The 12,458-nt window shown below is 65.4% G+C and carries 13 protein-coding genes; 12 read left to right on the top strand and 1 reads right to left on the bottom strand.

Features of this window, described 5'->3' with window-relative positions; translation table 11 throughout:
* Nucleotides 1–536 precede the first annotated feature (536 nt).
* The 3 genes from OG394_RS25715 (at nt 537) to OG394_RS25705 (ending at nt 3,604) form a co-directional block, all read left to right on the top strand.
* Entirely contained in the window at nt 537–1,793 is a 1,257-nt protein-coding gene (locus OG394_RS25715; protein ID WP_328989639.1) for an extracellular solute-binding protein, read from the top strand.
* A 99-nt stretch (nt 1,794–1,892) separates the two neighbouring features.
* Nucleotides 1,893–2,774: a carbohydrate ABC transporter permease gene (locus OG394_RS25710; RefSeq protein WP_328989638.1), complete on the top strand. Its 882-nt coding sequence runs from the start codon at nt 1,893–1,895 to the stop codon at nt 2,772–2,774.
* Nucleotides 2,771–3,604 carry a carbohydrate ABC transporter permease gene (locus OG394_RS25705; protein WP_328989637.1) on the top strand — a complete coding sequence of 278 codons (834 nt, stop codon included), beginning with the start codon at nt 2,771–2,773 and terminating at the stop codon, nt 3,602–3,604. Before OG394_RS25710 ends, OG394_RS25705 begins: the two co-directional genes overlap by 4 nt.
* A gap of 232 nt (nt 3,605–3,836) precedes the next feature.
* Here the strand turns inward: OG394_RS25705 and OG394_RS25700 are convergent, their stop codons facing one another.
* Nucleotides 3,837–4,535, bottom strand: coding sequence for a GntR family transcriptional regulator (locus tag OG394_RS25700; protein WP_328989636.1), 699 nt, complete (start codon nt 4,533–4,535; stop codon nt 3,837–3,839).
* Between the two features lie 304 nt (nt 4,536–4,839).
* On the opposite strand from OG394_RS25700, the gene OG394_RS25695 reads away from it, so the two are divergent.
* The 9 genes from OG394_RS25695 to OG394_RS25655 all read left to right on the top strand — a co-directional run bounded on the left by OG394_RS25695 (nt 4,840) and on the right by OG394_RS25655 (nt 12,401).
* Complete coding sequence (locus tag OG394_RS25695) at nt 4,840–5,781, top strand: glycoside hydrolase family 16 protein (protein ID WP_328989635.1); 942 nt, start codon at nt 4,840–4,842, stop codon at nt 5,779–5,781.
* Nucleotides 5,782–6,203: 422 nt separating this feature from the next.
* Nucleotides 6,204–7,331: an endonuclease gene (locus OG394_RS25690; protein ID WP_328989633.1), complete on the top strand. Its 1,128-nt coding sequence runs from the start codon at nt 6,204–6,206 to the stop codon at nt 7,329–7,331.
* Nucleotides 7,332–7,387: 56 nt separating this feature from the next.
* A complete protein-coding gene (locus OG394_RS25685) occupies nt 7,388–7,642 on the top strand; it encodes a type II toxin-antitoxin system Phd/YefM family antitoxin (RefSeq protein ID WP_328989632.1) in 255 nt (84 codons plus the stop codon).
* Nucleotides 7,639–8,064 carry a type II toxin-antitoxin system VapC family toxin gene (locus OG394_RS25680; RefSeq protein WP_328989631.1) on the top strand — a complete coding sequence of 142 codons (426 nt, stop codon included), beginning with the start codon at nt 7,639–7,641 and terminating at the stop codon, nt 8,062–8,064. The genes OG394_RS25685 and OG394_RS25680 overlap by 4 nt, the downstream gene beginning before the upstream one ends.
* Before the next feature lie 55 nt (nt 8,065–8,119).
* On the top strand, nt 8,120–8,449 hold the full coding sequence (locus tag OG394_RS25675) for an ArsR/SmtB family transcription factor (RefSeq protein WP_328989630.1): 330 nt from the start codon (nt 8,120–8,122) through the stop codon (nt 8,447–8,449).
* On the top strand, nt 8,446–9,153 hold the full coding sequence (locus OG394_RS25670; protein WP_442914226.1) for a cation diffusion facilitator family transporter: 708 nt from the start codon (nt 8,446–8,448) through the stop codon (nt 9,151–9,153). Before OG394_RS25675 ends, OG394_RS25670 begins: the two co-directional genes overlap by 4 nt.
* Before the next feature lie 19 nt (nt 9,154–9,172).
* Nucleotides 9,173–10,858 (top strand): ribonuclease J, encoded by a 1,686-nt coding sequence (locus tag OG394_RS25665; protein ID WP_328989628.1) that lies wholly within the window; start codon nt 9,173–9,175, stop codon nt 10,856–10,858.
* 203 nt (nt 10,859–11,061) lie between these two features.
* On the top strand, nt 11,062–11,472 hold the full coding sequence (locus tag OG394_RS25660; RefSeq protein ID WP_328989627.1) for an ArsR/SmtB family transcription factor: 411 nt from the start codon (nt 11,062–11,064) through the stop codon (nt 11,470–11,472).
* Complete coding sequence (locus tag OG394_RS25655) at nt 11,469–12,401, top strand: cation diffusion facilitator family transporter (protein WP_328989626.1); 933 nt, start codon at nt 11,469–11,471, stop codon at nt 12,399–12,401. Before OG394_RS25660 ends, OG394_RS25655 begins: the two co-directional genes overlap by 4 nt.
* Nucleotides 12,402–12,458 lie beyond the last annotated feature (57 nt).

Genomic DNA, 12,458 nt, shown 5'->3' with positions numbered 1-12,458 from the left:
AGAAGCCAACACACCGTTACGCCCGCCGAACCTAGGTATGCGCTCTCCCCCTGTCAACGCCTCACCCACGGCCGAAACCGGACCCCGAGAAAGGTCCCACCACTGGTTGGACTGCCGACGACAGTCGTGCGACAGGTCGCCGTCGGCCACGAACTGACCGCGTTGCCTGCCTCCTGGCGATAGCGCTCGAAATGGTCATTGGCGGGGCTCTCGGTTGCGCAGGGTGCTTTCGTAATTTCTTGGCGTATATCGGCGGGCAATCGAATGATCTTTACCAGTAGGCGTGACTGGTCCGATCTTTTGCTTACCAGGGCGGTTATTGGTCTGTTGCGTATTTTGCAAAGCAGGCTGCGGCCGGTGCTACTGAAACGGTCGCTTGCAGCGTAAAGCTGCTCGAAGATGCACTCGCGACTTAGTAACGAATCTTACTGAACCCTTGACTGGTCAACTCTGTCTAGGTGATCGTTCTAGCCACTGAACGAACAGGTTCATACCAGTCAGCCGGACTCGTCCGGCGCTCCGCACGAGGTGATCCGATGAAGTTCCGTCCCCTTGCCGTCGCGGCCGTTTTGGCCCTCACCGCCACCGCGTGTGGCTCCTCCGGCTCCGGCGATGCCGGCGCGTCCGGCCCGACCAAGCTCGATGTCTGGCTGATGAAGGGAAGCGTCTCCGACGACTTCCTGACCAAGTTCGTGACCGACTTCAATACGAAGAACAAAGACAAGATCGAGCTGAACGTCCAGATCCAGGAGTGGAACGGCATCGGCCCGAAGATCATCGGCGCGCTCGCCAGCAAGGACGCGCCGGACGTGATCGAGGTCGGCAACACCCAGGTCGCGCAGTACTCGGCCAGTGGTGGCGTCAAGGACCTGACCGACAAGAAGGCCGACCTCAAGGGCGACGACTGGATCGAGGGTCTGGCCGGTCCCGGCAACTACGAGGGCAAGCAGTTCGGCATTCCCTACTACGCCGCCAACCGCGTCGTGATCTACCGCAAGGACCTCTTCGACGCCGCGAAGGTGACGCCGCCGAAGACGCGCGAGGAATGGCTGGCCACGACCGCCAAGCTGAACACCGGCGGCAACCAGGGCATCTACCTGCCCGGCCAGAACTTCTACGTCCTCTCCGGTTTCATCTGGGACGAGGGTGGCGACCTGGCGGTGCAGGAGGGCGACAAGTGGAAGGGCGCGCTGTCCACGCCCGAGGCGCTCAAGGGCATGGACTTCTACAAGCAGATCCAGGCGCTCGGTAAGGGCCCGAAGGACTCCGACGAGGCCAAGCCGACCCAGACCGACGTGTTCGCGCAGGGCAAGGTCGCGCAGATGATCGCCGTTCCGGGTGCCGCCGAGCTGATCGCCCAGGCGAACCCGGCGCTGAAGGACAAGCTCGGCTTCTTCCCGATCCCGGGCAAGACCGCCGACAAGCCGGGTGCCGTCTTCACCGGTGGCTCCGACCTGATCATTCCCGAGGCCTCGGACGCGCCCGACCAGGCATACGAGTTCATCAAGGCGATCGCCGGTGACGAGTGGCAGACCGAGCTCGCCAAGACGATGAAGTACGTGCCGAACCGCAAGAGCCTCGCCAGTGCCGCCGGCGCGGACGAGGGTACGGCGGCGATGGCCGCGGGTGCCGCGAACGGCAAGGCCACGCCGAACTCGCCGAACTGGGCCGCGGTCGAGGCGAAGAACCCGATCAAGGAGTACCAGACCAAGGTGCTGACCGGTGGTGACCCGGCGGCCGCCGCGAAGGCAGCCGACGACATCATCACCAACGCCCTCAACGCGGGTAAGTAAAGAAGAACCGTGGCTGTAGTTCACGCTGAACCCTCCACGGCGGATGCTCCCCCGCCCGAGTCCCACGTGGTCTCGGGCCGGGGGCGGCACCCGCTGTGGGTGCGCTTACTGCCCTACCTGCTGGTCGCGCCGACCGTGCTCGGTACGGCGTACCTGCTGGCCTATCCGCTGGTCCGGAACCTGCTGATCTCGGTCCAGAAGTTCGGTATCGGCGAACTCATCCGCGGTGGTGCGGACTTCGTCGGGCTGAAGAACTACCAGCAGATCCTCACCGACGGCATGTTCTGGTCGGTCGTTCGCCGGACGTTCGTGTTCACCGCCATCAACGTCGTGTTGATCATGGTGCTCGCCACCTTGGTCGCGCTGCTGATCATGGCGCTGGGCAAATGGATGCGGCTGGCCGTGATGTTCGGCCTGGTGGTCGCCTGGGCGATCCCTGTGATCGCCGCGACGACCGTGTTCCAGTGGCTGTTCCAGTCGCAGCTCGGCGTCGTGAACTGGGTGCTGGTCCGGCTCGGCTTCGACCAGTACGACGGCTATGCCTGGTTCGCCGATGGCAATTCGACGTTCGCCATCATCGTCGTACTGATCGTCTGGCAGTCGGTGCCGTTCGCCGCGCTGACCTTGTACGCCGCGATGACGACCGTGCCGAAGGAGCTCAACGAGTCGGCCCAGATCGATGGCGCGGGTGGGGTGAAGACGTTCTTCCTGATCACGTTCCCGATCTTGCGGCCGATGTTCGGGTTGATCCTTTGCCTGGAAGTGATCTGGGTGTTCAAGTGCTTCGTCCAGATCTGGGCGATCAGCCAGGGCGGCCCGGGGAACGCGACGCTGACGTTGCCGGTCTACGCCTACCAGATCGCGCAGTCGCTGAACCGCTACGACCTGGGCGCGGCGATCTCGATGGTGACCGTGCTGATCCTGACCGGCGTGCTGTTCGCGTACTTCCGGCAGATGTTCAAGGAAGAGGGGCAGCTGTGAGAATCAGCTTGCGCCGCAAGGCGATCGTCAACCTGCTCGCCTTGGTGGTCTTCGTATTCTCGGTCTTCCCGGTCTATTGGATGGTGCTGACCGCGTTCAAGCCGACCACCGAGATCACGGCCGAGACGCCGACGTTCTTGCCGACAAACGTGACGTTCGATCACTTCCGTACGGCGGTGAACGCGGACGGGTTCTGGTTGTTCTGGCGAAACAGCGGGTTGGTGGCGATCAGCGCGGTGTTGCTGTCGCTGGCGGTGGCCTGTTTGGCGGCATTCGCGGTGTCGCGGATGCGGTGGACCGGTCGGCGGGCGTTCATCCTGATGGTGTTCATCGCGCAGATGACACCGTGGGAGGCGTTGCTGATCCCGATGTACGTGATCGCGCGTGACACGGACATGCTCGACAAGTTGCCGATGCTGACGTTGATCTACTTCATGGTCACGCTGCCGTTCACGATCGTGACGTTGCGCGGCTTCTTGAACGCCATTCCTGCCGAACTCGAGGAGGCTGCCCAGGTTGATGGCTGCAACCAATTCCAGGCCTTCCGGCGGATCTCCTTTCCCTTGCTGGCGCCCGGGCTTCTCTCTACTTCACTCTTCGGCTTCATCACCGCGTGGAACGAGTTCGCCTTCGCCAACCTGCTGATCATCAAGAACCAGGACCAGCGCACGTTGCCGGTCTGGCTCTCGTCCTTCAGCAACACCTTCGGCACCGACTGGGGCGCCACCATGGCCGCCGCCAGCCTCTTCATGCTCCCCGTCCTCCTAATCTTCCTAGCCCTCCAAGGCCGCGTAACAACCGGCGTCGCCGCCGGCGCCGTAAAGGGCTAACCCCGCCTGGCAGGCGCCCGCCCCCCACCGGGCGCCTGCCAACCACGCAGCCCTCTTGGGGTTGGCGTCGGCCTACTGACTTTGGCGTGCGGCCCTTCTGGGGTCGGCGCCCGATGAAGTCATAAGCGGACGCCAACCACAGGAGGGCCGCACGCCCGAAGTCATAAGCGGACGCAACCACAGGAGGGCCGCGCGCTCGGAGTCATGTGTGCGGGCGCGAACCTCAAGGGGGTTAGTCGAAGGTTAGTTTGGTGGTTATTCGGTAGCGGTCGCCTCGGTAGATGGAGCGGGTGTATTCGATGACGGCGTTGCCGGCGTTGCGGGTTAGGCGTTCGAAGAGGAGGGCCGGGGAGAGGACCGGTACGCCGAGGAGTTCCGACTCCTGGTCGTCGGTCACGGTCGGCTCGGTCGTCTGGACGGCCTCGCGGGCGACCACCTCATAGCGAGATCGCATCAGCTCATACAGCGACCCCGTCTCGAAGTCGCGACCAGTGATACCCGGCACGAACACCGCCGGGATGCGGATCTTCTCGATGCACATCGGCTCCGCGTCGACCAGGCGCAACCGAACCACCGACACCAACTGGTCACCCGGCGAGACCTGCATGCGCTGGCCGAGCCGCGCCCCCGCAGGCTCCATCGCAAAACTCACCAGTCGGCTCTGCCAGGACCCCTCGGCCGGCGCGAGGTTGTAGTCGCCTTGCGGAGTCGGCTTGAGCTCCTGCGAAATCTTGCGTGATCCCGTGAACGTGCCGCGGCCGTGCTCGCGGGTGACCAGACCATCCTTGGCGAGATCGTCGAGCGCAGCCCGCAGGGTCGGACGGGACACCCCGAGCGATTCGCTCAGGCTCCGCTCCGACGGTAACGCCTCACCGGGCTGCCGGATCTCGATCAGCTGCAGCAGCCGGTCCCGGGCCTCCGTGCGCCTCATCGACCACCCCTCGCACGTGTTGGTTGCGACCTACGCAATATCGCCATCGTAGCAACTGGTGAGCCGACACACGTGCCGAGTGGTCAGGCACTTCTGACCAATCTGGCAGCCTGGTCAACGGCATGTCTGCTGCCCAGCTGAGCCTGAGCGCACGGGAGTGACTGCCTAAGTAAATTATCCAGTGGAAAAGAAATCTCCGCTCTTGACTTTACCAATATGGTGGACCACCTTACCTAAAGTGGTCGGAGCATGAACCATCTGTAGCGATCCGGCCCGCCCTCCGCCCAAGAGAAGGTGAAGCTCGATGATCCGTTCACACCAGACCAGGTTCGTTGCCGCCGCCGTTGCGATCTCCGCTGCCGTGCTCCCGGTCCTATCGGCCGGCGCTGCCCCCGCGCCGGAGCGCAAAGCGCCGCTGGCACCCGCCTGCGGCGCCTTGTTCGACGACTTCAACTACAGCTCCCGTACGGACCCGGCCTTCACCGGTCATGACTGGAGCGTCCGGACGAACGCGGGTGGTCCCGGCGTCGGTGGCGCCACCTGGGCCGCGAGCAACGTCACCTTCCCGACGGTCGACGGCCAGAAGGTGATGCAACTGCGCGCGTCGACCAACGGCACGGCTGCCGGCACCACGCACTCCCAGGTCCAGCAGAACCGGTTGCGCTTCCGCGAAGGCACCTACGCGACCCGGTTCAAGTTCAGCGATGCCCCGACGACCGGGGCGGACGGCGACCACGTCAACCAGACCTTCTACGCGATCTCCCCGCTCGACTACGACTGGGAGCCGACGTACAGCGAGCTGGACTTCTCCGAGTACCTGCCGAACGGCGGTTGGGGTGAGACCGGCCCGGTCAACTTCGTCACCAGCTGGAACACCTACCAGGCGGATCCGTTCGAGGGCTATCGGACGAGTAGCAGGATGCCGTGGAGCCACAACGGTTGGCACTACCTGGTCACCACCGTCGCGGACGGTCATGTGAAGTACTACATCGACGGCACCCTCGTCGGGGACCACACCACGGACGACCAGGGCCGTAGCGTTTACCCGCGTCGCAACATGACGCTCAACTACAACCACTGGCTCATCGACCTGGAGGGTCACAGCGGCGCCACCAGCGCCTATGTCCAGGCAGCGGACTGGGTCTACTACGCCAAGAACGAGACGCTGACTCCGGCCGCGGCGGTGGCCCGGGTGAACCAGTTCCGCAGCAGCGGTGTCCGTCATTCAGACACGATCAGCTGCTGAGAACCGTTGCTGAAAAACCTTTCTGATGAGTAACCATGGACATTCGGTTGTGGACTGAGTACGGTCCGTAGCGGCGTCCCGCCCACGCCTACCGGAGAAGGACTTGATCCTTACTTCACCAACGCGGTGAGGTGCTGCCCGCTAGTGGCACCTCACTGGTGGCTGGGCGAGCAATCGGTGGCGATAGTCGACGATTGATGGGGGCTCAGGCACCTAGGTGGGGCGGTATGAGCGCGAACGATCGACCGTCGCGCTCATACCGCCCCACCGATTCAATTCACGTGAATGTTCACCCTTGAGGTTCGCCCCCGATGTGAAGTTCTGGCGAATGCTGGGTGTTAGCGGTATTCAGTTCCCGGTTCGATGGGCAAACTGTGAGTCACTGACCAAGCACGAATCCCACCGCCCCCGGGGAGCCCGCCGTGCCCACGATCCGTCCGCCACGCCTGTTCGCGTCCTTCGCCGTCATCCTGGCGCTGATCTCATTCCAGGTCCCGCCCGCCGCATCGGCCGCGACCACCGCCACGATCTCGGTGGCCACCGCGATCCAGCAGCAGAACGGCGGCGTTGCGACCGTCGAGGGTTACGTGGTCGGGCAACCGACGGCCACGAACACCGTTGTCCGCAGCAACTTCCCGAGCGACTACGCGCTGGCCCTGGCCGATTCCGCCGGCCAGACCAGTACGTCGGCGATGCTCTACGTCCAGATTCCGACGGCCTTCCGTGCGTCGTACGGGCTGAAGACCAATCCGTCGCGCCTCGGTACGAAGATCACCGTGACCGGCACGCTGACGGCGTACTTCACGCACCCCGGCATGAAGGACCCGACTGCCTTCACTGGTGGCGGATCGGGCGGTGGCGGCACGGACGACTACTACGCGGGTGCCGCCGGTAAGACCGGGCCCGCGTTGAAGGCCGCGCTGCACACGATCATCTCGAGCCAGACCAAGCTCAGCTATGACCAGGTCTGGAACGCGCTCAAGTCCACTGACCAGGATCCGGGCAATACGAACAACGTGATCCTGCTCTACTCCGGCCGTTCGCAGAGCAAGACCACGAACGGCGGCGACGCGAACGACTGGAACCGCGAGCACGTCTGGCCGCAATCCCACGGCGACTTCGGTACGGCGACCGGGCCCGGCACGGATATCCACCACCTTCGGCCCGAGGACGTCACGGTGAACTCGGTCCGCGGCAACAAGGACTTCGACCTCGGTGGATCCGCCGTCGCGGAGGCGCCGGGCAGCCTGACGGACGCCGACTCCTTCGAACCGCGTGCGGCCGTCAAGGGCGACGTGGCCCGGATGATCCTCTACATGGCCGTTCGCTACGAAGGCGGTGACGGCTGGCCGAACCTGGAGCCCAACAACATCGTCGGCAATGGCAGCGCCCCTGCGGTCGGCAAGCTGTCCGTGCTGAAGGCCTGGAGCGCGGCCGACCCGCCCGACACCTTCGAGAAGCGCCGCAACCAGGTCATCTACGACTCCTTCCAGCACAACCGCAACCCCTTCATCGACCACCCCGAATGGGTCACCTCGATCTGGCCATAGGCCCAGCTGATTGTGGCTACAATGGGGACTCCTGATGTGGCCACAAAGGAGTCCCCATGAGCATCGGTGTCCGGGAGTTGCGCGACGGGCTGAGCCGGCATCTCGCCGAGGTGCGGGCCGGTCGCGTCATCGTCGTCACCGATCACGGCAAGCCGATCGCGCGGATCGTGCCGATCGATCAGCCCACGGCGCTGGAGCGGCTGATCGAGGAGGGGCGGGTGACGCCGGCCAGGCATCGCCGTCGTTCCACTCCGCAACCGATCAAGACGGCGGGCACGGTCAGTGATCTGGTTGCCGACCAGCGCCGATGATCGCGTACTTCGACACCTCGGCATTCGTTCCTCTGCTGATCCAGGAGCCGGCTTCGTCGTTCTGCGAGCGGCTGTGGACCGAGGCGGACGCGGTCGTCACCAGCCGACTGCTGTACGTCGAATCAGCGGCCGCCCTTGCGCAGGGGCGGCGGTCGCGTCGGTTGACGGCAGGTCAGCACAACCAGGCGCTGGTTGCTCTAGATCGCCTCTGGGCCGACTTCGACGTCGTCGAGGCTGACGCCGAACTCGTCGGCAGGGCGGCCGAAATGACGGCACTGGCGACGCTTCGGGGATACGACGCCGTGCATTGCGCGGCAGCCGAGCAGGTGAACGAGGGCGACCTCGTGCTGGCCTCCGGCGACCGCCAACTACTGACCGCTGCAGGAGCGTTCGGGCTCGCGGTCGCGGACGTCAACGGCTGACGTCTGCGCCAGTACAGCTTTCGGTGAATACAGGAATGGCTGTACAGTGCTGCGTGTGGACACGATCAGTCGTAGTGAGGTGCTGGCGCGGTTTGGGCATGCGTTGTCGGATCCGACCCGCACACAGGTGATGCTCGTACTGCAGGAAGGGCCGAGCTATCCGGCCGATCTCGCCGAGCGGATCGGGGTCAGCCGGCAGTCCCTGTCGAACCACCTCGCCTGTCTGCGCGGCTGTGGTCTGGTCGTCGCCGAGCCGGAAGGCCGCCGTACTCGCTATGAGCTGGCCGACGCGAGCCTCGGCACCGCTCTGACCCAGTTGCTGAACGTCGTCCTCGCGGTCGACCCGGCCTGCTGCCGCCCGGACACGACGGGAGAATGCCGATGACCGAGCAGCTCCCTCTGATCGGCATACCGTCGGCCGCTCCGGACCCAGTAGCCCAGGCGGAACGGCGACGGCTTGGGCGGCGGGCGCAACTGCTGGCAGGCGCGAGCGTGTCGTACAACTTGGTCGAGGCGGTCATCGCGATCTCGGCCGGGACGATCGCCGGGTCGGTGGCGCTGGTCGGGTTCGGGCTCGACTCGATCGTCGAGGTGGCGAGCGGCCTGATCATCCTCTGGCAGTTCCGGCACAAGCTGCCCGAGACGCGGGAACGGCGTGCCCTCCGGCTGATCGGGCTGTCCTTCTTCGCACTTGCCGCGTACGTCGGCTTCGAATCGGTCCGCGCCCTGCTGGATCGGTCCACGCCGGACACGTCGACGGTAGGCATCGGGCTGGCGATCGCCTCGCTGATCGTGATGCCGCTGCTGTCGAGGGCGCAGCGTCGTACCGGCCGGGCCCTCGGGTCGAACGCGGTCGTCGCCGATGGCACGCAGACGCTGTTGTGCACCTATTTGTCCGCCGTATTGCTGGTCGGGCTTGTGCTGAACGCCACTCTCGGCTGGTTCTGGGCGGACCCGCTGGCCGGTTTGGTGATCGCGGCCGTTGCGGTTCGTGAGGGCATCCAGGCGTGGCGCGGACAGGGTTGCTGCTCGCCTGTGATGGATCCGGCGAGCGGCGGCGACGGTTGTGAAGATGGGTGTTGCGCCTGATTCACGTACCGTGTGGGCCATGAGTCATCCCCATCCTGAACTCGGCCGCCCGCCCGGACTGGCCCGAGGCGCCCTGCGGGTCGTGCCCCTAGGCGGCCTGGGCGAGATCGGCCGCAACATGACCGTGTTCGAGCACGAGGGCCGGTTGCTCGTGATCGACTGTGGCGTGCTCTTCCCTGAGGAGCACCAGCCCGGCGTCGACGTGATCCTGCCTGACTTCAGCTGGATCCGGGACCGGCTCGACAAGATCGACGGCATCGTTCTCACGCACGGTCACGAAGACCACATCGGCGGCGTGCCGTATCTGCTGAAGGAACGCGGCACCATTCCCGTCATCGGCTCGCGGCTGACGCTTGCGTTCCTCGCCGCGAAGCTGAAGGAACACCGGATCAAGCCGAACGAGATCGTGGTCAAGGAGGACGAGCGGCGCAAGATCGGGCCGTTCGACCTGGAGTTCCTGGCCGTGAACCACTCGATCCCGGACAGCCTCGCGGTCGCGCTGCGCACCAAGGCCGGCACCGTGCTGCACACCGGTGACTTCAAGATGGACCAGTTCCCGCTGGACAAGCGCCTCACCGACCTGCGCGGGTTCGCCCGGCTCGGTGAGGAGGGCGTCGACCTGTTCATGACGGACTCGACGAACGCCGACGTACCCGGGTTCACCACCGCCGAGAAGGACCTCGGCCCGGCGATCGAGGCCGTCTTCCGGACCGCGCCCGGCCGGATCATCGTGTCCAGCTTCGCCAGTCACGTGCACCGGATCCAGCAGGTCCTCGACGCCGCCAAGGTGAACGGCCGCAAGGTCGCGTTCGTCGGCCGCTCGATGGTCCGCAACATGGGTATCGCCGGTGACCTCGACTACCTGAAGATCCCCAAGGGCCTGATCGTCGACCTGAAGGAGCTGGAGCGCCTGCCGGACCGCAAGGTCACGCTGGTCTGCACCGGTTCCCAGGGTGAGCCGATGGCCGCGCTGTCCCGGATGGCGAACCGCGATCACATGATCCGGATCGGCGAGGGTGACACCGTGCTGATGGCCAGCTCGCTCATCCCCGGCAACGAGAACGCCATCTACGGCGTGATCAACGGCCTGATCCGCTGGGGCGCGAACGTCGTGCACAAGGGCAACGCCAAGGTCCACGTCTCCGGTCACGCGAGTGCCGGCGAGCTGGTCTACTGCTACAACCTGGTCAAGCCGCGCAACGTGATGCCGGTGCACGGCGAATTCCGGCACCTGAAGGCGAACGCGCAGCTCGCCATCGACACCGGCGTACCCGCTGATCACGTGGTCATCGCCGAGGACGGTGTCGTCGTCGACCTGCACAAGGGTCGCGTCAAGATCGCCGGCAAGGTCGAGGCCGGTTATGTGTACGTCGACGCGATGACGGTCGGCGGTGTCACCGAGGCCAACCTCAAGGACCGTCGTACGCTCGCCGAGGAAGGCGTCATCAGCGTGGTCGCCATCGTCGACGCGCACACCGGCAAGCTGGCCGAACCGCCGGACTTCCTGGCTCGCGGGTTCAACTACGACGACACCACGTTCAAGGTGCTGGTCCCGGTCATCGAGGACGCCCTCGCGAAGGCGGCCCAAGAGGGCATCGGCGACGTCCGGCAACTCGAGGAGCTCATCAACCGAGCCGTCGGCAACTGGACCTGGCGCCACTGGCGCCGCCGCCCAGTCATCATCCCAGTCGTCATCGACGCCTAACCCTGCCCGTTGAGAGAACGCGAACGCCCTGCCCATTTGCGGCAGGGCGTTCGCGTTTCCTTTGCGTTCATTCGTCGGAATCCGCCCTCTCACCACCGCGCTCCGGTACAGGCGAGCGGGCAGAAGAGGGCGGATTCCGACGAATGAACGCAAAGAAGGGTTTGGCTGGACGCGGAGCGTGGTGACGGTCTACCGTGTGACGTATGAACAGATCTGCAGATGTGCAGGCGCTGGATGCGTGCAACGTTCGCCTGGTCGATCCGGAGCGGGTCGCGGCGGTGCACGCGCGGATGCCGTCCGAGCAGGACGTGGTCGACACGGCGGACGTGTTCAGTCTGCTGGGCGATCCCCGGCGACTGAAGCTCCTGGTCGCACTGCTCGACGGTGAGCTCTGCGTCTGCGATCTGGCGGCACTGACCGGCATGAGCGAGTCCGCGACCTCACACGCGCTACGGCTGCTGCGAGCGCATCGAGTGGTGTCGGTCCGTCGTGACGGCCGGATGGCCTACTACCGTCTCGACGACGCCCACGTGCGCATGCTCGTCGACCTAGCGGTCGCGCACACCGAACACACTGAAGCCATCCACCCCGAGCGTGAAGGGGACAAGCAGTGAGCGGCGGTCATGGGCACGGCCACGGACATGGGCACGGAGTAACCGCCACCGGCAAACACCGCAGGGTCCTCGGTGCGGTCGTACTGATCTCGCTGACGATCTTCGTCGTGCAGGTGATCGGTGCCGCGATGACCGGCAGCCTCGCGCTGTTCGCCGACGCGGGACACGTGCTCGCTGACGCCGGCGGGGTCGCGATGGCACTCGGCGCGGCGTTGCTCGCGAGTCGCCCCGCGACTGGACGACGTACGTTCGGCTGGGCGCGGGCGGAGATCCTCGCCGCCGCCGTCAACGGCCTGGTCCTTTCCGGCATGGGTGTGTACGTCGTAGTGCAGGGCGTGCGTCGTCTGATCGAGCCGGCCGCAGTGGAGCCCGGCGGCATGGCGTTGTTCGGTGCGATCGGCCTGATCGGCAACCTGGTCGCCGTCGCCATCCTGTTCAAGGCCCGGTCCGACAGCCTGAACATGCGCGGCGCCTTCCTCGAGGTCGCGACCGACAGCGCCACCTCGGTCGGCGTACTCGTCGCGGCCCTGGTCATCCAGACCACCGGTTTCACCCGGGCCGACCCGATCGTGTCGCTGCTGATCGGGCTGGTGATCGTGCCGCGGGCCATCAAGCTGTTGCGCGAGGCGACGGAGATCCTGCTGGAGACGACGCCCGCGGGGATCGACCTGGACGAGATTCGCCGGCACATCACCGAGGTGGACCACATCCACGACGTACACGATCTACACGTCTACACCGTGACCTCGGGCCTGCCGGTGCTCACGGCGCATGTGGTGGTGGACAGCGAGTGCTTCCAGGACGGGCATGCGCCGCAGCTGCTCGACAAGCTGCAGACCTGTCTGGCGGGGCACTTCGACGTTGAGCACTCGACGTTCCAGCTCGAACCGATCGGCCATTCCGACCACGAGCATCCGACGCACGCTTGACGGCCGTGTTGCGGCCGTGGGCTAGCCTAAGTAAGGCATACCTAAGTTCACCGTCGA

Source organism: Kribbella sp. NBC_01245 (assembly GCF_036226525.1).
Lineage (GTDB): Bacteria > Actinomycetota > Actinomycetes > Propionibacteriales > Kribbellaceae > Kribbella.
Note: the sequence above shows the minus strand (reverse complement) of the source record. Positions and strands in the feature narration are given on the sequence as shown.